Genomic DNA, 19,212 nt, shown 5'->3' with positions numbered 1-19,212 from the left:
CTATTTTCGAGTTTCATAACGAAGGCTGAGATAATTTTAACCACAACCCTTCGGGACTAGCGTGTTTTTTGTCGCTACGTCGTTACGAACTACTCATTTAGAATGACTAAATTTCGTATTTCGCGCCTAGTATCGCCTAAAAACACACGTAGTCGCAAACGTAGACGAATTGTCAACAGACCCTATTTTTTTGAATAAAATCTTTACGTTGTACAAGCACTAAAGCTAACAGGGTCCCAAGAACAGCGATTATACCGCCAACGATGCCAATATGATTAAGCCCATAATTGGTGGTTACTAGCCCCCCAAGCAAAGCACCACCACCAATACCTACATTGTAAAGTCCTGAATAAATTGCCATCGCGACATCAGTGGCATCAGAAGCTAAAGCCAAGGTTTTGGCTTGTTGAGCTAAGCTAAAGCAAATAATCGCCATGCCCCAAAATAAACTCAGTAGACTAAAACTGGTAAAATCAGTACTCAGTGAAGTCAGCAATAACATCGAAACAGCCAGTACAGCACTACTTAACGGTATTGGAAGTTTGGGATATTTTTTGGCAAATTTACCAAATAAATAAGAGCCAAAGAAACCTGCTGCGCCATAGATTAATAATAAGGTTGTGGTCTGTGTCGAGCTAAAATGCGCAACATTCAGAGCAAAAGGTTCGATATAACTGTATGCGGTAAATTGTGCGGTAATCACAATAATGGTCAGAGCAAAAACAATCATCAGGCTTGGGCGTTTTAAAAATACTTTTAAACTACTCAAAGAACCTGAATTGACGCTTGGTAAGCGTGGCAATGTTTTGGCTAAGATAACGCAAACGATAGCCGCACCAATTGCAATCAAGGCAAAAGTATTACGCCAACCATAAGATTCACCAATCATTCGTCCAAATGGAATACCTAAAACCATCGCCAATGCCGTACCTGTAGCCAATAGCCCCAAAGCTTGAAACTCCTTACCTTTGGGTGCGACTCGCACTGCCAGTGATGCAGTGATTGACCAAAATAAAGCATGAGAAAATGCGATACCAATTCGACTGATCAGGAGTACATCGAAACTCCATGCAAAATAAGATAATGCATGACTGGCCACAAAAACCATAAATAAGATGATCAGTAAAAAGCGCCGTTCAATATTTTTGGTCAATAACATGATCGGCAATGAAATGGGTGCAACAACCCATGCATATAGAGTAATCATGATACCAACATCAGTTGCAGGCATCGCAAAGCTTTTTCCAATGTCACTCAGTAAAGCCACAGGAACGAATTCTGTGGTATTGAAAATAAATGCTGCGAAAGCAAGGCTAATCACACTGATCCATTGCTGGGATTCACTGGGGGCAGATTGTGGTGCTGGAGTTTGGGGAGATAAGGCAGACATGGTCAATATTAAAAGAGGTTAGCGCTAAATTTTAGGCTGAATTGTGGATAAAGTTAAGCTAAGTTTGTTGTATCAAAAATAAAACTGTCAGACAAAATTTAACAATAATTCAAATATAGTTATGGCATTTTGAATAGGCCTATAAATTTAAACGTATATAAGAGTAAATAAAATGTTAGAAATCAGACATAAAGATGATGGTAAAAAAGGTGAATTTTATATTGGTGAAGAAGGTCACCATTTGGCTGAAATGGCATATACATGGGCAGGTGAAAATATGTTGATTATTGACCATACACTTGTAGAAGATGAATTGCGTGGTCAAAGTGTAGGTCGAAAATTATTAGATCAAGTTGTAGAGATGGCTCGCTCAAAGAATGTGAAAATTATTCCACTCTGCCCTTTTTCAAAATCAGTATTTGATAAAGATCAATCGATTCATGATGTTTTGAAATCTTAAGTTTGCTTTGCTACAGTGGAATTGTGTTATAGAACATCCATGAGAAAGAATATATGCAATTCCAACATGTAGATAATCAACAAAAAGGCGAATTTTACTTTGATAATGAACAAGGTAAGCGAATTGCTGAGATCAGTTATTTATGGCATGGTGCACATCAGATCATTGCGAACCATACTTGGGTAGATGACTCCTTGCGTGGTCAAGGAATTGCGCGTCAGTTGTTGGATACTTTGGTTGAGTTTGCACGTGAAAAGCAGCTTAAAATTGTACCCACTTGTTCCTATGTCGAAGTCATGTTTAGACGTGATAAAAGTTTTGTTGATGTGAAAGCTTAGCTTTATTGTGTGCCCAATGTTCATTGGGCCGTTCAGATTCAGATTCGGTTAGAAGATTAAACATGTTTAAAAAAATGATAATCACTGTATTGTTATTGAGCAGTTCATCGTTCAGTTTAGCAATGAGTTGTTTTGAATTAAATTTACAAACCTATAAAAAAGAGCAAGAAATACAGCCCCGTTGGGAGTTGTTAGGCAAATCTAAACATCGTATTTATTTTTATTCAGCGCCCAAAAACATCTGTAAGATGAATGATACTTTTGTGCTTCAAAATGATAATGTCACGGCTTATTCAATCTATAAAGACAGAAAAAAACAACACTGGGTTTATGTGATATTTAATGATCCAAATCAAAATATAGAAGATGATCTGGTTGAAGGTTGGGTCAAGCTTAAGGATTTTAAACTTATTGAAAGTACACCCTCAGTAAATCAATAAAAAAAAAGCCCACAAAATTTTGTGGGTTTTCTACACGTTATTTCGACTTATTTTGCTTTTAATGCTGCAATCAATTTTTGATGTAATCCACCAAAACCACCATTGGACATAATCACCACAGCATCGCCTTCACCTGCTTGTGTAACAACGGTACTGATAATGTCATCCAATGTACGAGCCACAACGGCTTTATTGGTTGCAGCGTCAATGACAGGCTGTAAATCCCAGTCCAAACCTTCAGGTTGATACCACATCACTTCATCTGCAAGACGTGCAGAATGTGCCAAGCCATCTTTATGACTGCCCATACGCATGGTGTTTGAACGTGGTTCAATAATTGCCCAAAGTTTACGTTCACCTAAACGTTTACGTGCACCTTCAAGCGTTGTATCAATCGCAGTTGGGTGATGGGCAAAGTCATCATATATCTCAATACCATTCACCGTATCAAGTAATTCCATTCGGCGTTTCACCCCACCAAAATTCGATAAGGCTTCACATGCTGTTTCAATTGAAACGCCGACATGTTCAGCTGCTACAATGGTTGCCAAAGCATTGGCAACACTGTGTTGTCCTGTCATATTCCACTTCACTTCACCTTTTACTACGCCGTGTTGAAGCACTTTAAAATGTGAACCATCTGTAGAAAGCTGTTCAGCATAAACTTCAGCACTGTTATTGGCGTCAAGTGAAGTCCTTACAACAGGTGTCCAACAACCCATTTGCAACACTTCATCGATATTGGTTTCAGTGATCGGGGCAATGATACGACCTTCACTTGGAATGGTGCGGACCAAATGATGGAATTGTTTTTGAATTGCTGCTAGATCATCAAAAATATCGGCATGGTCAAATTCAAGATTATTTAAAATCGCAGTTTTTGGATGGTAATGTACGAACTTAGAGCGTTTATCAAAAAAAGCAGAGTCATATTCATCTGCTTCTACGCAGAAATATTTTCCACCACCTAAACGTGCGCTTTCACTAAAGCCTAAAGGTACACCACCAATTAAAAAGCCAGGATTTAAACCTGCTTGATCCAGTACCCAAGCCAGCATTGTTGTTGTGGTAGTTTTACCATGGGTACCGGCAACACCAAGCACATGTTTGCCTTGTAAAACATGGTCAGCAAGGAATTGTGGACCTGAAATATATGCTAAACCTTCATTGAGCATATATTCCACCGCATCTATACCACGCTTCATTGCATTGCCTACAATGACAAGATCTGGATGTGGTTGTAAATGACTACGGTCATAGCCTTGCATTAAGGTAATGCCAGCATTTTCGAGTTGGGTCGACATCGGTGGATAAACGTTCGCATCTGAACCGGTGACCTTATGTCCTAAATCACGCGCCAATAGCGCCAATGAACCCATAAAGGTGCCGCAAATACCCAAAATATGCAGATGCATTCGTGTTAACTCCAGTGCTTTTATAGACACATCACTTTGTTGTTGTGGTGTAGCCGTTTCATTTGATTTGAAAGCAACGATAGCAAGGGTTAAGGCGAAAAGATAGTTTTTCTTGTAAGGATAAAATCAATTAGAATTAAACATGATCGTTAGCATTAGGCTCATCAAAACTCAACATTGTCATGGCAAAGAAATATAGGCTATCTTCTTTGCCATTTTGCAAAAATTTAATAACTTTATTCAAAGGAAAAGCTTGGCTATTTCCATCTGTTAAAATAGCTGCGAATTCAAGTGAGTTTTCAATATCATTAAAAAAATGGGGTTCTTTTTGTTTCGCCGTTTCAAAATCAATCCAATACCATTTTTTCATATGATCATTTTTACGAATAGATTCTCCAACATAAGCAGCTGTTCTAACCACAACAGGGATAATTTTATTATCTAATTCAAGATTATAATTACCAATTGAAAGTAAATATTCATCAATATGTTTAATACTTTCTATTGAATAATCCATATTTAAATGATCAAAGAATTCAATATTTGGGATAGGATTTTGTTTCTCCATCGTTAACATATTGGCTAAATCTGCAAATGCGAGGTTAATTTCTGGTAATTCAGCAATAGAACTTGGATTTTCAGAATTTGATTTTGAAAAAAACTTTTTTAATAAATTGAATATGGTATTTAATAAATTTTTCATATGGTTTTTTAAAAAATAGTCGTTTTGGATTGTAATAGTCAGGATACGAATAATTTTACACCGCATTTGTTAAAATATCACCAAAATTTAGGTTGTATAGCATGTCCCTCCCCCTTTTATTACTAATTATCTCCAACTGTTTTATGACCTTGGCTTGGTATGGGCATTTAAAATTCTTACATGATGCACCTCTGTGGCAAGCGATCTTGTTTGGTTGGATCATTGCCTTACTTGAATACAGCTTTATGATTCCCGCAACACGTCTATTGGCGCAACATGGTTGGTCGTTGGGGCAAATGAAAATCACCCAAGAAGTGGTCACACTGTTGGTGTTTGTTCCGTTTATGATTTTCTTGTTTAAACAACCATTTAAATTAGATTATTTATGGGCGGGTTTATGTTTGATGGGCTGCGTGTTTTTTGTGTTTAGAAGCCAGTAGATGAGCTGTGATGATGTGAATTAAAACGGATTTCACTCAGACAGCATATTCATCTCATGTCCCATTCTTTAGCAATTTTCCTGCTGCTTAAGAGTTCGAGATCATAATTATTCTCAAATCAAACGGCTTTTAGGCTGCTGCTTTAAAAAAAATTGACTTCCTACGTCTGTTAAATTTTCGTGAGATGAAAAATCAGTCTATAATAGCGAGCTTCTTGATATTCATTTAAACACTGATCACCAGTATTTAAACTTCCTTACATTCGTTTATGGAATATATGCAATGAATGCGGCCGCTGTACAAGACGCTCCTCTCGTTGGAATTATTATGGGTTCTCAATCAGACTGGGCAACTCTCGAAAACACTGCCAATATGCTGAAACAGCTTGGTGTTCCTTTTGAAGCCGAAGTTGTTTCTGCGCATCGTACGCCAGACCGCTTATTTGAATATGCTGAAACAGCACGTGAACGTGGTATTCAGGTGATTATTGCTGGTGCTGGTGGTGCAGCACATTTACCAGGAATGTGCGCAGCAAAAACAGATTTGCCTGTATTGGGTGTTCCTGTGAAATCTTCAATTTTAAATGGCGTTGATTCTTTGTTGTCTATTGTACAAATGCCTGCAGGTATTGCAGTTGGCACATTGGCAATTGGCCCTGCGGGTGCAACCAATGCCGCAATCATGGCTGCTCAAATTTTAGGTTTAACTCGCCCTGAAATTGCAAAAAATGTTGCAGATTTCCGTGCCGCTCAAACCGATAAAGTGGCAAGTAAAAATATTCCGGGTCAAGCTTAAAAACGGGACACAGGTTATGAATAAAACCATCGGTATCTTTGGTGGTGGTCAACTCGGCCGTATGATGGCGCAAGCTGCGCTCCCATTAAATATCCAATGCACATTTTTTGAAGCTGATGCGGATTGTCCATCTGCAATATTGGGACAAGTTTTTAGCACTAAAGCTGAAAATGGGTTACAAGATTTTATTGCCAGTGCAGATGTTTTTAGTTTGGAATTTGAAAATACGCCATTGATTGATGTTGATGTATTAACCAAGCAAAAAGATCTGTATCCGCCACGCCAAGCTTTAGCAATCGCACAACATCGTCTTTCTGAAAAAGCTTTATTTGATGAGCTGGAAATTCCTGTTGCGCCGTACAAAGCAGTCGATTCATTGGAGACGCTTAAGCTTGCAGTGAGTGAATTAGGCTTACCAATCGTACTTAAAACTGCGACAGGTGGTTATGATGGTAAAGGTCAATTTGTACTGCGTTCAGTCGATCAAATTGATCAGGCATGGGCTGAGTTGGGGCCAGCAGGATCATTAATCGCTGAAAGTTTTGTGATTTTTTCTCGTGAAGTTTCAATTATTGCGGTGCGTGGTATTGATGGTGATGTAAAAACTTGGCCTTTGGCTGAAAATCATCATCATAATGGTATTCTCTCGCATTCAATAGTTCCTGCTCCAAACAGTGCTGATTTACAGCCCGTTGCGCAGGAATACATCACCCGTTTGTTAAACCATTTGAACTATGTCGGTGTGTTAACACTTGAATTGTTTGTGACTGAAAAAGGCTTATATGCCAATGAGATGGCTCCACGTGTGCATAACTCTGGGCATTGGTCAATTGAAGGCGCAGTATGTTCGCAATTTGAAAATCACATTCGCGCAGTGACAGGTTTACCACTCGGTTCAACCGAAGTGGTTCGACCAACAGTGATGGTAAATATCATTGGGCAACACCCGAAATCCGAAGATGTTTTAGCGTTAAAAGGTGCACATTTACACCTTTACAATAAAACAGAACGTGAAGGTCGTAAAATTGGTCATATCACCCTGATGCCAAATGATGCTGCTGAATTAACGACTTTATGTCGTCAATTGGCGAAGATTTTACCGAATCCATTGTCATTAAGCGAAGATATGAACATTTAAGCTTGATTTTGTATGTAAAAAAAGCGGTCAAACTCTTGCCCGCTTTTTTCTATTCTGCTGTTCTGTATCATGACGCTCCCCCTATTTTATCGCTAAGCAATGATCCAAAAATGGATCATTTTCTGGGGCTATAAAAATAAGAATGATGATAAAAACAGCTTCAATAAACAGAAAAGCAAGCATCTATTTTTAAATTCAAAGTTCAAATTTAAAGGGTTTAGAACATTTGAATTTAAAAGTATTAACAGCAAAACCCAAAAAGTTATCCACTTTGAATTTAAATTAACTTGAAGGTGTTTTTTGAATTTAAAACTTTAAATTTAAACTTTTGCTTGCTCGAAGTGAAAATAACGACTGTGGATAAGTTTTTATTCACCAATCTAAAATCCAAATTGTGGATAAAAATAAACACTTAAGCGAGTTTTTATGGGATTGAGTGGAATTTTAAATTTAAAGCTAAGGTTGCTAAAATAATGATGTTTTTTGAATTTAAATTTGTGTGAAAGTTTTGAATTTAAAAAATGATAAGTTTGCTGGGGTGTGGATAACTATATTTAAATTCAAAACAGTGAACTGTGGGTTATGAATTTAAAATCGAAAAATGAATTCAAAATTTACGTTTTTACATCTGTCATTTTATTCACAGACTGCTATGGTATTCACATAATTTAAATTTAAAACCATTTTGTGGATATTATGCGTCATTTAACTTTGATTTGTGGATCTGTTTTGTTGGCAGCATCGCATGCCAATGCTGAATTAATCATTAACGGTCAGGCTGTGTCTAGCTCACCAATTACAACAACACCGAATACAAGCTATACACCCAATTCTAATTTTCAAAGCTGTATTGCAAATTTACGTTCGCAAGCAATCAGTTCAGGTGTTAGTGGGACAACCTTTGATCGTTATACGCAAAATCTAACGCCTGATTATTCGGTCATTAGCAAACTGGATTATCAACCTGAGTTCTCAACACCGATTTGGGATTATCTTTCAGGTTTGGTCGATGACGAGCGGGTAGAGAAAGGCCGTCAAATGCTGGCTCAGCATCGTGAAGTTTTAAACCGTGTCTCAGCAGCTTACGGCGTTCCAGCAGAAACGGTTGTTGCTGTTTGGGGCGTGGAAAGTAATTTTGGTGACATTTCAGGAAAATATCCTTTATTACAAGCGTTGGGAACTTTAAGTTGTGAAGGGCGTCGACAAGGTTATTTCCGAGGTGAATTTTTTGCCACAATGCGTATTTTACAACGAGGTGATTTACGCGAAGAACAGTTAAAAGGTTCATGGGCAGGGGCATTTGGTCATACTCAATTTATGCCTTCAACGTATGAAGAGTTGGCCGTAGATTTTGATGGTGATGGTCGACGCGACTTGGTTTCAAGTACTTCGGATGCTTTGGCATCAACAGCAAATTTTTTGAAAAAACGTGGCTGGCAAACCGGAATGCCGTGGGGCTTTGAAGTAAAAATCCCAGCTGGTGCCTCTGTAGGTGGCGAAAGTCGTCGTAATAAAAAATCGTTGAGCACTTGGGTAAATCGTGGTTTTACTCGTGTTGATGGTACTCCAATCATTCAAGGCAATTTATCGGAAGGCGCTCAGGCTGGTCTAATGATGCCTGCGGGTGCAAATGGTCCAGCATTCTTGGTGTTTAAAAACTTTGATGCAATTTATTCGTACAATGCTGCGGAAAGTTATGCACTGGCAATTGCGCATTTGTCTGATCGTTTACAAGGCAAGGGCGGTTTTCAAACCGCATGGCCAACTGACGATGCAGGAACATCTCGTACAGAGCGCCGAGAAATTCAAAATTACTTATTGAAAAAAGGCTATGCGATTGGCGATGCAGATGGCTTGATTGGCGATAAAACGCGTCAGGCTATTCAGCAAGAGCAAGTGAAGTTAGGATTGAGTCCAACAGGTCGAGCAGGGCAACAGATTTTAAAAGCTTTTAGAAATGAAGCTGCAAAGAATATGATGCGTTAATCAAACAGTTTTGCATGATTTTTGCGAAAAACCTGATGAATAATCAGGTTTTTCTTTTATGATGTAATTTATAAATTTTAGAAAGTCATAACAATGAATAATGAACTTTTAATCAGAAGATTTAACAAAATCAAGCTTTCACAGGGACAGTCGAGTCAATCCATTCATAAATTAATCAATTTATTGGCAAACTTTGAAAGAATTGGTTTTAGTTGCTCTGAACTGAAATATTAAAATTGTCTGATACGCAATTCGATGAATTTTATAAAAATACTTTGGGTTGTATTAAAAAGATGTATGGGGCACATGTGAAATATAAACCCATGTATCCAAATTTTCCGCAACAAGTATATGAAATGTCGGAGTCAGAATTATATCAAAATGCATTTGCCCATTATCTTGGTGATTTTTTGGGAATACGTCTCTTACCTGAATATCAAATTGAGCCTAGAAAAGCATTAAACAAAAGGATTCTCAATGTATTGGATCTTGCGGATGGCACTGAATTAACCACATTATTTTCAAACCTGTTAAATACAAAAAAATCGTTAAATCAGCAGGATCATGCAGATCTTATCTACTTAATAAGAGATTTTGGATCTAAAGGGTTGCAATATTTGCCTGAAAAATTTCAACATAAAGAAGTACAGGCGATCGTCAGCGCTCAATATTTGAGTTTGCAATTATGGGCTGTGCAACAGTTACAGCTTCATGTACAGACTTCAACTGATGTCTTACGGATTTATGTTGCATTGTCAGATGGTGATGTCAGTTTAGCAGAACCTTGTAAATTGATTTCTTTGAAAAAGTCTCAACGACGAATATTACTAACTTTGTTGGAAAACTGCCTAAATATTCAGGAAGATTTATTTCGTTATCCAGAACCGTGGAAACGTGTGATTGAGCGGATACATCCGTTTAGTTATCAAAAGCATTTTCCTAAAACCTGTATAGCATTTCAGCATATTTTTGAAAATAAAAAGCCTGAACGGTTCAGCCAAAAGATAGAAATTGCATTACAAAGCCATCAATTTGAAGATGTGGTGAAACTTTTAAAACAAAGACCAGGAGAGTTTGCGCGTAGGCTGCAGCACTGTTTAAAGCAATTTCCTGTACAACAGCAACAATTGCTTGATGCATTTAAAACAGTTATAGATGCAGTGCCGATCGCTTTGCTGTTTCAGATCAAGCACTATTTTCTGCAAAATCGAACTTTAAAATATCGAACCTTTTTCCCAAAAGGTCAGTCTGCCAAAGTATTTGCAATCAAAAATAATTTAGCGCCTTTGTCTGCAGTCATAACGACACAAATAACAACCCTATGTGAGCAAAGTATTATTCAGCGTTTCAGTAAACTCTCACCATTAGGTGCTTGCTATCTGGATGATCAGTTGAAAAATTATAGTGTACCTTTTGCGCAACGAGCGGCAAGTAAAGCATTGAAAACCATTGCAGCAGGGAGCCGTTTAGCTTTGGATATTGGCAATACTGTTCGGTTTTTTATTTATTGGAAAGATACTGACTCAGAAAGGGTGGATATAGACTTATCCGCATTGGTTTTTGATGCAGAACATACAGTAAAAGCAACTATTGCTTTTTATAATTTAAAAGAAAGTTTTGCAGTGCATAGCGGTGATATTACTTCAGCACCACAAGGTGCATCTGAATTTATTGACATTGATATTTCAAAGGCATTATCTCTGGGAGTTCGCTATGTGATGATGAGTATCAATAGTTATACCCAGCAAAATTATTGTGATTTACCTATTTGTTTTGCTGGTTTTATGATGCGAGAGGATGCACAACAAGGTCAGATTTATGAACCAACCACGGTTCAGCATAAATTTGATGTGACTTCAAAAAGCAGTTTTACCATTCCACTGATCATTGACCTAGAAAAGCGTGAAGTGATTTGGACAGATTTGGCGATGACAGCTACGCCAAGTATCGATAACACCGTTTTTGGTCATTTATCCAGTATGTCGCTGATGCAGTATGCCATGACAGAAAAAACTTTCCCGAACCTCTATGATCTATTTGATTTACATATTCGAGCTAGAGGGCAACGTGTCACTGAACGAGTTCGAGCAGAACATATTTTTAGTGTAGATGAAGGAATTCGTCCTGTAGATATTGACAATATTTTAGCCAATTATTTATAGTGTTGCTGAGGGCTATTTCGTTGCTTCCTTCTACTCTGAAATTAGTGACAAAGCTTTCCCTCACCAAATGTTAAAAGGTCTGCATAAGCAGACCTTTTTTTATGTGGATTATTCAATTGCAAAAGGATCAATTTTGACCGCTTCTAGGACATCTAAAATGACGGCGGTAACATCCTGCGTATGATCACGATCATTAAAGATTTCATAGGCTGTAATGGTTACATCGGTATCGCTAGGTAACTGTTTTTGTTCTTCTTCAATTAAATGCTGAATCGGCAATAAGGTCTGTTTAATTTCAAGGTGTAGAACATCTTTAAACTCGACATTGTCGTCTTCTAGTTCAATGATTTGTTCGTTGAAATAAGGCAGCAGAATTGAATGGAGATAAGGTTGAAGTTCAGTAATATCAAAAATTTCAATATCACGAGTTTGCTCAATCGTGCTGATATGATCATTTACTTCTAAAATAATATGATAATAGCTCACAGTCATCTCCTCAATTTATTGCTTCAGGGATTCACAATAACATGATTTTGCATAAAACTGATTTAAATACATAAATAAATTATGGATTTAAAATTGATAATCATCGCTAAATTTTGCTTATCGTTGTCTTGAGTTTAGCATGGCTAAATCCGCTGTGGTTAATCTAAAATTTTTCAAATCTTGTTCTTTCATCATTGGGTACATGAGTGCTTTAGGATCATTATTGTGTGCTAAGCCCAAAGCATGCCCAAGTTCATGTGCAATCGTGACACGCAAGTCTGCATCTGAAGCAAATTCATAGATATTAATGGTTTTACCATCGAATACGCCTTTATCAAATTGGCGTGGTTGGAAACGGCTATTAAAGTGATCCACAGATTGATTGTATTGTTGATTGACAGCGTTGAGCTGTCCAACTTGACGGTTTAATTCATAGACTTTTTGATTATAAATATCTAACTGTTGTTTGAGTTGATTCTGCTCGATGATCAGTTGATTTTTCTGCTGATCTAACTGCAATCTTGCTGTGGCATCTAAATTTTGATGGGATTGATTAAGGGTGTTGATCAACTGATTATACTGGTCAACTTTACTTTGATAATTGGTTTTTTGCAGATCCAATTCATCATTGGTACGATCTAATTCAGCGTGAAGTTGCTGAATTTTTTGCTTTTCACCTTGTGTATATTGTTGGGTATTTTGCAAAATACGCAACTCTTGGCTTCTGGCGATAGATTCCGCTTGGCGTTCGTCATAAATTAAGTTAATCGTTAGTTTGGCATGATCATCATAAACAAAGAGACTTTTCATGGTCCCTTGATGCCAAATATCGGTGGCTTGTTGTGCCAAATTTTGTACTTGCTGTTTACTGACATGAAAACGTGGATCTACCTCGCCAATACGATAACGTAAACGGGTATCTAAAGGATGCGTGATACGATCAATGGCAGAATTATGATTCAATTGCGGATACATCATGCGCTGTATCGCAAAATAAGCAGTAAAGGCAATTACACAGAGTAGAATCCAAAAACGCATGATTGATTTAAAAATAATTGTTGTAGTGGATAATTTATCTGAAAATATAAGAATCGCAAATGCTTAAGCAAGTAAAGCTTGCGTGATCAATACAAATATTGATTTCAATTGATGATGTTTTTAGCAGTCAGCTTATAGGTGGAAAGCAGTAATATGAATGGAACGCTGATTTTAGGCTGGATTTCTCTAATCCTTGGTATCGCTTGTTTGATAAGGGCTTTCTACAGCCTATTTCTTATATTTCGATCACGTTTAGTGCTGGACTTAGCCTTAAATCAAAAAATTAAAAATTTTAAAATCAGCAAAAAGGGCGGCTATGCAATTTGGCAAGAGGGTCCATTATTTAAACTTTCACCTATGCTATTGATTCATCCTCAAATCACCAATACAGATCTTCAGCAGATTGTGAAGCTATCACCAAGTATTGCAAGAGCAAGTAAAAATGGTTTTTCTCGTGCTTCAATGCTAATGTTTTATTGTGAGTTGGATGTTGGACACTATTGTTTAGAGGTACTCGACGGTTCGTCATTAAATCCTATCGAAGATAAAATTTCTCAGGCGATCACCGATCATTTATCCATTCAAAAACAAGCTGACAGTCTATACAATTTACAGATACGTGAAAGCCTGAGCAAAAAGCAAAGAATCATCATGATCATTTGCATATTAGCAGGATTACTTTTGTTGATGAAAGGATTATTTACCATCATCGCGCTGAGTTTGGGCATCGCTATGGAAGGTTCATTCACATAATCAGTTTATTTAAGCGTTAAACAGGACTTGGATATCAATAAATAAGAGAATAAAAGCAAAAACGCTGAGTAATCGATTCATCCAAACAGATCTTTTTAAATAGTCAGGGCTGATATATAAAGCTTTGAATTGTAAAGGATGCAGCATGATATAGCTAATTTTCTGTTTAAATACCGGAGTGACAGATTGTTGTTGTTGCTTTAAAACTACTTGGCGCAGAATAAAAGCATTTAGCCACCAGAGTATAAATAGAATGAGTAAAATAATGCTGATACTCAATGTCAAACGAATCCAAGCATTCTGCTCAAAATAGGCAATTTCAGTATAAAAATGGCTCATCAATACAATGCTGACCAGTAACATGGTGCGATAAAAAGTTTGCCGTGTAAATTCAAGGTGCAAAGGATGATTGAGCTTTTGTTTATCCGCTTTACTCACTATTTTCCCTGCAAAAAATGCAAAACCATGACATAGAATCTCTAAAAAGAGATATAAGCCAATGCTGATGGCAAGCGTTTTATACATGATTAATCGTGTTCAAAAATAGGTCGATATAGTGATGGAGTCACTAAAATCATCAATAAAATTCCAGAACAAACAAAGGCCAGATCGTTAAATATCGCTGCATAACTGGTCATGTAAATCCAGTGCATAAAGGGCATAAAATAAATCATAAATATTGGGAAAAATGTATAGAGATAAGCTTTTCTTGCCCATTCTTTTTTTAAACATAAACCAAATGTGATGATGAGGATGATTAAGCCTACAATCGACATCACTCCCAATTCCCAAGCTTGCGGGTCTTGGTAGAGTGTTTTATCCAAAAGTTCTAACTCAGGTTCAGTACTGTATATATCGATGACTGCTGCAATGATAGGCAATATAAATTGCGCTATGATCAAGCTGTAATATACTGTATTGGATACAGCAGGAGAGTTTTTCATCATTTGACTCATTATTATTGTGATAATTAAGATAAAAGATTTAGTGAAGATTGGCAATTGATCAATAAGAAAAACCACTCGATGACTGGAGTGATTTTTCGAGATTTTTTATAGCACAATATCACTGACGAAATGTTGCACCACTTCGGTTAAATCTTTGGAAAGATAGTGCTGTGTATAGGACTGTTTAAAATGGGCATGATAAGCCTGTTCCGAGTCGAAGCGCTCCCAAAGTAGTAAACGGGTTGGCTGTTGTTGGCATTGATGCAGTTGAAATAAGCTACATCCCGGTTCTTGTTGAAGAGTGAGCTTACATAATGCTTGTAAGGCTTCACGGGTTTCTAAGATTCTGTCTTTATCTTTAATTTTTAATTCTGCGGTGATGTAAAAACCTGAACTTAACATTGTCTACTCCTAACTCAAATCGTGAGTCAAAAATATTAACTGCTCGAGTTCACTCTAGCTCAAGCATTTTTTGTGCATATATTTCAATTTTATAGTCAACAATACTTTGTTCTTGCTTGAGTCTTTGAATTTCTTGTTTTAATTGAACGGAATGCGCAATAAGAAGATCTTGTCTTTGTTTTAAGGTTTGCTCTCCTTGTAGTCGAAATTGGGCAAAATCTTGCATTTTTTCTAAAGGCATGCCTGTTGATTTTAAGCGTTTTACCCATTCAAGCCATTCCAGATCAAGTTTGGTATATACACGTCGTCCGGATTGATTTCGATGGATATTTTTCAGTAAGCCTATTTGTTCATAATAACGAAGGGTATGGATAGAGAGTCCAGTTTTTTTAGAGATATCAGAGATAAACAAAAGTGACTCCATAGTTTTACGGATAAAAATAGATCATATAAAAAAACCGCTCAATCTCTTGAGCGGTTTTCTAAGATTAAAGTGACAAATTATTTTTTGTCATCTTTAACTTCAGTGAATTCAGCATCTACAACGCCATCATCAGCTTTTTGCTGTTGTTGACCTGCATCACCACCGAATTGGTTAGGATCGAAGCCTTCAGCGCCGCCTTGACCTTGAGCTGCTTCATAAGCACGTTGAGTGATCGGCATAATGATGTTTTGTAAAGCTTCAGTTTTTGCTTTAATCGCATCAACATCATTTTCTTTTGCAGTCACTTCTAACTCAGAAACTGCAGCTTCAATTGCAGTTTTTTCATCAGCAGTGACTTGTTCGCCAAGATCTTTCACAGCTTTGTTTGCAGAAGCAACTAAAGCATCAGCTTCGTTACGTGCTTTTGCAAGCTCTTCAAACTTACGATCTTCTTCAGCATTTGCTTCAGCATCTTTGATCATTGCTTCGATTTCAGCATCAGACAAACCAGAGTTTGCTTTGATCTGGATCGATTGTTCTTTACCAGTGCTCTTGTCTTTTGCTGATACTTTTAAGATACCATCAGCATTGATGTCGAACGATACTTCAATTTGTGGCACACCACGTGGCGCAGGTGGAATGTCGCCTAATTGGAAGTTACCCAACAATTTGTTTTGTTGAGCCATTTTACGTTCACCTTGGTAAACTGAAATATCTACCGCTGGTTGGTTATCTGCTGCTGTAGAGAACACTTGAGATTTCTTCGCAGGAATCGTGGTGTTTTTCTCAATAATTGCAGTTAATACGCCACCCATGGTTTCGATACCAAGTGTTAATGGTGTTACGTCAAGTAAAAGTACGTCAGTTTTGTCACCAGACAATACCGCACCTTGAATTGCCGCACCAATCGCAACAGCTTCATCCGGGTTCACATCTTTACGAGGTTCTTTACCGAAGAACTCTTGTACTTTCTGTTGAACCATTGGCATACGTGATTGACCACCAACCAAGATCACGTCAGAGATGTCAGAAGTCGAAAGACCTGCATCTTTAAGTGCGATACGGCAAGGCTCAATTGTACGCGCAACTAAATCAGCAACTAAACCTTCTAGTTTGGCACGTGTTACATTCATCACTAAGTGTTTAGGACCAGTTGCATCCGCAGTGATGTATGGCAAGTTAATTTCAGTCGAATTAGATGAAGAAAGCTCAATTTTAGCTTTTTCAGCTGCTTCTTTTAAACGTTGTAATGCAAGTGGATCTTGTTTCAAGTTGAAGTTTTGCTCTTTCTTGAACTCTTCAACCAAATAGTCGATCAATGCATTATCAAAGTCTTCACCACCAAGGAATGTATCACCATTGGTTGACAATACTTCGATTTGTTGGTCGCCATCTAAGTCAGCGATTTCAATGATTGATACGTCAAATGTACCACCACCTAAGTCATATACAGCAACTTTACGGTCGCCTTCTTTTTTGTCCATACCGAACGCAAGTGCAGCAGCAGTTGGTTCGTTAATGATACGTTTAACTTCTAGACCAGCAATACGACCAGCATCTTTTGTTGCTTGACGTTGCGCATCATTGAAGTAAGCAGGAACTGTAATAACAGCTTCTGTTACTGTTTCACCTAAATAATCTTCCGCAGTTTTTTTCATTTTTTTCAAAATTTCTGCAGAGATCTGTTGCGGTGCAAGTTTTTTGTCGTTTACTTCAACCCAAGCATCACCATTATCAGCTTTGATGATTTTGAATGGTGCAATACCGATATCTTTTTGTACTGCTTGGTCTTGATACTTACGACCAATTAAACGCTTGATTGCGAATAATGTATTCTTAGGGTTAGTCACTGCTTGACGTTTAGCAGATTGACCCACAAGAATTTCGCCATCTTTATATGCAACGATAGAAGGTGTTGTACGTGTACCTTCAGCATTTTCAATTACTTTAACTTTATCGCCTTCAAGTACAGCAACACATGAATTCGTCGTACCTAAGTCAATACCAATAATTTTAGCCATAAATCAAATTCCTCTAAATTCTTTTGAATCCCTGGTTTCCTCTTTTTGCAAAGGGGAGTTAAAAGGGATTTTCTTGTTATCCGATATGAGAGCCATTCAAAAATTTTCAAGTCATGATTTGTGAAAATTCATGAAAATATTTTTAAAAAGCTCCTATTTATTACGCTTATTGACCAACCATCACCATTGCAGGGCGAAGTAGTCGACCATTTAAGGTGTAGCCTTTTTGCAAAACTGTGCCAATTTGGTTGGCTTGTGCATTTGGGTCGATCCCGACAGCTTGATGTAAGTCCGCGTTAAAACCATTGGTTGTATCTGCTTCAACAACACCAAATTTTTCTAAAGTGGTGAGAAGTGATTTCAAGGTGAGTTTTACGCCTTCGAGTACAGGTGTTTCTTCATCACCACCTGCGAGAATCGCACGCTCAAGGTTGTCGACAGAATTTAATAATTCTTTCGCAAACTTTTCTAACACGATGTCTTTATGCTTTTCAGCATCACGTTGAATACGTTCTACACTTTTTTGTGCTTCATAAACTGCATTTGCAGTACGTGCTTTTTCGAGTTTTAAGCTCTCTTCAAGATGACTGATTTGAGCCTGTAAAGCTTCAACGGTAACTTCAACCTGTTCATTTTCAGCCTGAGTTTGCTGTTCGGCTTGCTCGTTTTGAATATCTTGGGCTTCTTGATTCTGCTCAGTTGCCATTGATTTACTCCGTTTAAATGGGTTCTTAAACATGTACAGTCCTTATCGGCAGCAGTTTTGCACTGTGTTCATTTTTGAACTGCCATGATCGTTTAATTCATTAATGAATAAGAAATGTGGGCGAGCCGCTAAAATTCAAGCAGTTTTAGACATTATTTAATGAAATTCAGTGAAAAAAGCTGATCTAAGAGAGAAATCCCAAAATTTAAAGATATTTTTGTTGGAATAATCATCAAATCAATGATTATTTTTTTAGATTAAAAATTTAAATTTATGGCGAATTGATGCGGTTATTGCCCAAAAATGATGAGTAAATTCAAAAATTAAAATTGAATGAACAGATTAAAATGCTTAACTCACATGTAAAACCGATTAAACTTATTGAAAATAAGGCTTTGCGAAAAAGCAATAATTTAATTATCATGCTTCATAGATTCTATGGCTGTAGTTTCTTTTTTTAGTTTGAACAACGTTTTCATCGCTTATCCAATCTTCTTGGGTAAGCTTTTTTTTGTCTTGTAAAAAGTCATTAACAATGTAAGTAATGCGAAACTTTTATGGTAAAAGTATATCTTTTATCAGGCTGACTTTTGCCTAACCACATTGAATCCCATCAAAAAACCCAGCGAAATTAAACAAGTATAATGAAAAATAAAATCGGTCAATATAAATCATTGATTTAATAAACTTTGCATAACTTATACGGCAACACCTTAAAAGTCTAACCAAGCTTCAACGAAGTTTGCAGAAAAAATAGCAATCATAGTCAGCACGACAACGCAGTCCTGTGTTGCCGTTTTTTGATAGAGTGATAAAGGAATTTATGATGAAAAAATCAGGTCTTATTTTTATGCTATTGGCTGGTGTTGCGGTCATGAGTACGGCATGTACATCAAGTGAAACAACCCAAGCACCTGAAACAACCCAATCAGCACCAATGGGTTCTGCAGATCAACAGCAATCAGCACAAACTTCGACGGTAGATCCGACTCAACAAGGTACTGCTGTTGAGGGCGATGCGACGATTCAGCAATCACAACCTGCTCAAGCAACCAATGACCCAAGTTTAGTTGAACAACCTTCAGCTCAGTAAATTTTAAAATAAAAAATCAGGCAATTTATGGATGCCTCCATTGCCTGATTTTTTATCAATAACTTTTGATGAGAC

The 19,212-nt window shown here is 37.3% G+C and carries 21 protein-coding genes; 10 read left to right on the top strand and 11 right to left on the bottom strand.

The features are described 5' to 3' along the window. Window positions 1–172: 172 nt before the first annotated feature. Window positions 173–1,390 carry a sugar transporter gene (locus tag M2R48_RS21060; protein ID WP_262087424.1) on the bottom strand — a complete coding sequence of 406 codons (1,218 nt, stop codon included), beginning with the start codon at window positions 1,388–1,390 and terminating at the stop codon, window positions 173–175. Between the two features lie 172 nt (window positions 1,391–1,562). Between M2R48_RS21060 and M2R48_RS21055 the strand changes: the two genes are divergently transcribed. The 3 genes from M2R48_RS21055 to M2R48_RS21045 all read left to right on the top strand — a co-directional run bounded on the left by M2R48_RS21055 (window position 1,563) and on the right by M2R48_RS21045 (window position 2,628). After that, window positions 1,563–1,850, top strand: coding sequence for a GNAT family N-acetyltransferase (locus tag M2R48_RS21055; RefSeq protein WP_004818159.1), 288 nt, complete (start codon window positions 1,563–1,565; stop codon window positions 1,848–1,850). Window positions 1,851–1,903: 53 nt separating this feature from the next. Beyond that, the gene (locus M2R48_RS21050) at window positions 1,904–2,188 is read left to right on the top strand and encodes a GNAT family N-acetyltransferase (RefSeq protein ID WP_262087422.1); all 285 of its coding nucleotides are present in this window, start codon (window positions 1,904–1,906) and stop codon (window positions 2,186–2,188) included. Window positions 2,189–2,250: 62 nt separating this feature from the next. After that, window positions 2,251–2,628 carry a hypothetical protein gene (locus M2R48_RS21045; RefSeq protein WP_004818156.1) on the top strand — a complete coding sequence of 126 codons (378 nt, stop codon included), beginning with the start codon at window positions 2,251–2,253 and terminating at the stop codon, window positions 2,626–2,628. Window positions 2,629–2,675: 47 nt separating this feature from the next. Here the strand turns inward: M2R48_RS21045 and mpl are convergent, their stop codons facing one another. Both mpl and M2R48_RS21035 read right to left on the bottom strand, forming a co-directional pair. Beyond that, window positions 2,676–4,043: a UDP-N-acetylmuramate:L-alanyl-gamma-D-glutamyl-meso-diaminopimelate ligase gene (gene mpl, locus M2R48_RS21040; protein ID WP_262087421.1), complete on the bottom strand. Its 1,368-nt coding sequence runs from the start codon at window positions 4,041–4,043 to the stop codon at window positions 2,676–2,678. Between the two features lie 136 nt (window positions 4,044–4,179). Continuing rightward, on the bottom strand, window positions 4,180–4,746 hold the full coding sequence (locus M2R48_RS21035) for a hypothetical protein (RefSeq protein WP_262087419.1): 567 nt from the start codon (window positions 4,744–4,746) through the stop codon (window positions 4,180–4,182). Window positions 4,747–4,847: 101 nt separating this feature from the next. On the opposite strand from M2R48_RS21035, the gene M2R48_RS21030 reads away from it, so the two are divergent. The 5 genes from M2R48_RS21030 to M2R48_RS21010 all read left to right on the top strand — a co-directional run bounded on the left by M2R48_RS21030 (window position 4,848) and on the right by M2R48_RS21010 (window position 11,267). Further along, window positions 4,848–5,186, top strand: a complete 339-nt coding sequence (locus tag M2R48_RS21030) for a DMT family protein (RefSeq protein ID WP_004818150.1) — start codon at window positions 4,848–4,850, stop codon at window positions 5,184–5,186. A 282-nt stretch (window positions 5,187–5,468) separates the two neighbouring features. Continuing rightward, window positions 5,469–5,981, top strand: coding sequence for a 5-(carboxyamino)imidazole ribonucleotide mutase (gene purE / locus M2R48_RS21025; protein ID WP_004718991.1), 513 nt, complete (start codon window positions 5,469–5,471; stop codon window positions 5,979–5,981). A gap of 16 nt (window positions 5,982–5,997) precedes the next feature. Continuing rightward, window positions 5,998–7,119: a 5-(carboxyamino)imidazole ribonucleotide synthase gene (locus tag M2R48_RS21020; RefSeq protein WP_262087418.1), complete on the top strand. Its 1,122-nt coding sequence runs from the start codon at window positions 5,998–6,000 to the stop codon at window positions 7,117–7,119. Between the two features lie 696 nt (window positions 7,120–7,815). Beyond that, window positions 7,816–9,105 (top strand): lytic murein transglycosylase, encoded by a 1,290-nt coding sequence (locus M2R48_RS21015; protein WP_262087417.1) that lies wholly within the window; start codon window positions 7,816–7,818, stop codon window positions 9,103–9,105. Between the two features lie 236 nt (window positions 9,106–9,341). After that, a complete protein-coding gene (locus M2R48_RS21010) occupies window positions 9,342–11,267 on the top strand; it encodes a TerD family protein (protein ID WP_262087416.1) in 1,926 nt (641 codons plus the stop codon). Window positions 11,268–11,375: 108 nt separating this feature from the next. Here the strand turns inward: M2R48_RS21010 and M2R48_RS21005 are convergent, their stop codons facing one another. Together M2R48_RS21005 and M2R48_RS21000 are read right to left on the bottom strand one after the other, a co-directional pair. Further along, complete coding sequence (locus tag M2R48_RS21005) at window positions 11,376–11,759, bottom strand: hypothetical protein (RefSeq protein ID WP_154130490.1); 384 nt, start codon at window positions 11,757–11,759, stop codon at window positions 11,376–11,378. A gap of 111 nt (window positions 11,760–11,870) precedes the next feature. After that, window positions 11,871–12,791 carry a matrixin family metalloprotease gene (locus M2R48_RS21000; RefSeq protein WP_262087415.1) on the bottom strand — a complete coding sequence of 307 codons (921 nt, stop codon included), beginning with the start codon at window positions 12,789–12,791 and terminating at the stop codon, window positions 11,871–11,873. A gap of 153 nt (window positions 12,792–12,944) precedes the next feature. Here M2R48_RS21000 and M2R48_RS20995 point away from each other — a divergent pair, with 153 nt between their 5' ends. After that, window positions 12,945–13,544 (top strand): hypothetical protein, encoded by a 600-nt coding sequence (locus M2R48_RS20995; RefSeq protein ID WP_262087413.1) that lies wholly within the window; start codon window positions 12,945–12,947, stop codon window positions 13,542–13,544. A 9-nt stretch (window positions 13,545–13,553) separates the two neighbouring features. On the opposite strand, the gene M2R48_RS20990 is transcribed toward M2R48_RS20995, so the two are convergent. From M2R48_RS20990 to grpE, 6 genes are all read right to left on the bottom strand, one after another. Continuing rightward, window positions 13,554–14,069: a hypothetical protein gene (locus M2R48_RS20990; protein ID WP_262087412.1), complete on the bottom strand. Its 516-nt coding sequence runs from the start codon at window positions 14,067–14,069 to the stop codon at window positions 13,554–13,556. 2 nt (window positions 14,070–14,071) lie between these two features. Beyond that, window positions 14,072–14,488, bottom strand: a complete 417-nt coding sequence (locus M2R48_RS20985; protein WP_315972862.1) for a hypothetical protein — start codon at window positions 14,486–14,488, stop codon at window positions 14,072–14,074. A 108-nt stretch (window positions 14,489–14,596) separates the two neighbouring features. Continuing rightward, window positions 14,597–14,893: a putative quinol monooxygenase gene (locus M2R48_RS20980; RefSeq protein WP_262087408.1), complete on the bottom strand. Its 297-nt coding sequence runs from the start codon at window positions 14,891–14,893 to the stop codon at window positions 14,597–14,599. Window positions 14,894–14,942: 49 nt separating this feature from the next. Then, complete coding sequence (locus M2R48_RS20975; RefSeq protein WP_262087407.1) at window positions 14,943–15,305, bottom strand: MerR family transcriptional regulator; 363 nt, start codon at window positions 15,303–15,305, stop codon at window positions 14,943–14,945. Window positions 15,306–15,394: 89 nt separating this feature from the next. Then, entirely contained in the window at window positions 15,395–17,338 is a 1,944-nt protein-coding gene (gene dnaK / locus M2R48_RS20970) for a molecular chaperone DnaK (RefSeq protein ID WP_004719012.1), read from the bottom strand. 166 nt (window positions 17,339–17,504) lie between these two features. After that, entirely contained in the window at window positions 17,505–18,044 is a 540-nt protein-coding gene (gene grpE / locus M2R48_RS20965) for a nucleotide exchange factor GrpE (protein WP_004719014.1), read from the bottom strand. Window positions 18,045–18,867: 823 nt separating this feature from the next. Between grpE and M2R48_RS20960 the strand changes: the two genes are divergently transcribed. Further along, window positions 18,868–19,137 carry a hypothetical protein gene (locus M2R48_RS20960; protein ID WP_262087405.1) on the top strand — a complete coding sequence of 90 codons (270 nt, stop codon included), beginning with the start codon at window positions 18,868–18,870 and terminating at the stop codon, window positions 19,135–19,137. Window positions 19,138–19,212 lie beyond the last annotated feature (75 nt).

The sequence above is a fragment of the Acinetobacter sp. I-MWF genome (assembly GCF_025433935.1).
Lineage (GTDB): Bacteria > Pseudomonadota > Gammaproteobacteria > Pseudomonadales > Moraxellaceae > Acinetobacter > Acinetobacter guillouiae.
Note: the sequence above shows the minus strand (reverse complement) of the source record. Positions and strands in the feature narration are given on the sequence as shown.

What these genes read in the sequence shown, in the direction of transcription:
- M2R48_RS21050 (WP_262087422.1), top strand. Translation starts at nt 1,904, where the DNA reads ATGCAATTCCAACATGTAGATAATCAACAAAAAGGCGAATTTTACTTT.
- mpl (WP_262087421.1), bottom strand. Translation starts at nt 4,043, where the DNA reads ATGCATCTGCATATTTTGGGTATTTGCGGCACCTTTATGGGTTCATTG.
- M2R48_RS20980 (WP_262087408.1), bottom strand. Translation starts at nt 14,893, where the DNA reads ATGTTAAGTTCAGGTTTTTACATCACCGCAGAATTAAAAATTAAAGAT.
- M2R48_RS21015 (WP_262087417.1), top strand. Translation starts at nt 7,816, where the DNA reads ATGCGTCATTTAACTTTGATTTGTGGATCTGTTTTGTTGGCAGCATCG.
- M2R48_RS21005 (WP_154130490.1), bottom strand. Translation starts at nt 11,759, where the DNA reads ATGACTGTGAGCTATTATCATATTATTTTAGAAGTAAATGATCATATC.
- M2R48_RS21055 (WP_004818159.1), top strand. Translation starts at nt 1,563, where the DNA reads ATGTTAGAAATCAGACATAAAGATGATGGTAAAAAAGGTGAATTTTAT.
- M2R48_RS21000 (WP_262087415.1), bottom strand. Translation starts at nt 12,791, where the DNA reads ATGCGTTTTTGGATTCTACTCTGTGTAATTGCCTTTACTGCTTATTTT.
- M2R48_RS20960 (WP_262087405.1), top strand. Translation starts at nt 18,868, where the DNA reads ATGATGAAAAAATCAGGTCTTATTTTTATGCTATTGGCTGGTGTTGCG.
- M2R48_RS20995 (WP_262087413.1), top strand. Translation starts at nt 12,945, where the DNA reads ATGAATGGAACGCTGATTTTAGGCTGGATTTCTCTAATCCTTGGTATC.
- purE (WP_004718991.1), top strand. Translation starts at nt 5,469, where the DNA reads ATGAATGCGGCCGCTGTACAAGACGCTCCTCTCGTTGGAATTATTATG.
- M2R48_RS20990 (WP_262087412.1), bottom strand. Translation starts at nt 14,069, where the DNA reads ATGTATAAAACGCTTGCCATCAGCATTGGCTTATATCTCTTTTTAGAG.
- grpE (WP_004719014.1), bottom strand. Translation starts at nt 18,044, where the DNA reads ATGGCAACTGAGCAGAATCAAGAAGCCCAAGATATTCAAAACGAGCAA.
- M2R48_RS20985 (WP_315972862.1), bottom strand. Translation starts at nt 14,488, where the DNA reads ATGAAAAACTCTCCTGCTGTATCCAATACAGTATATTACAGCTTGATC.
- M2R48_RS21020 (WP_262087418.1), top strand. Translation starts at nt 5,998, where the DNA reads ATGAATAAAACCATCGGTATCTTTGGTGGTGGTCAACTCGGCCGTATG.
- dnaK (WP_004719012.1), bottom strand. Translation starts at nt 17,338, where the DNA reads ATGGCTAAAATTATTGGTATTGACTTAGGTACGACGAATTCATGTGTT.
- M2R48_RS21035 (WP_262087419.1), bottom strand. Translation starts at nt 4,746, where the DNA reads ATGAAAAATTTATTAAATACCATATTCAATTTATTAAAAAAGTTTTTT.
- M2R48_RS21060 (WP_262087424.1), bottom strand. Translation starts at nt 1,390, where the DNA reads ATGTCTGCCTTATCTCCCCAAACTCCAGCACCACAATCTGCCCCCAGT.
- M2R48_RS21045 (WP_004818156.1), top strand. Translation starts at nt 2,251, where the DNA reads ATGTTTAAAAAAATGATAATCACTGTATTGTTATTGAGCAGTTCATCG.
- M2R48_RS21030 (WP_004818150.1), top strand. Translation starts at nt 4,848, where the DNA reads ATGTCCCTCCCCCTTTTATTACTAATTATCTCCAACTGTTTTATGACC.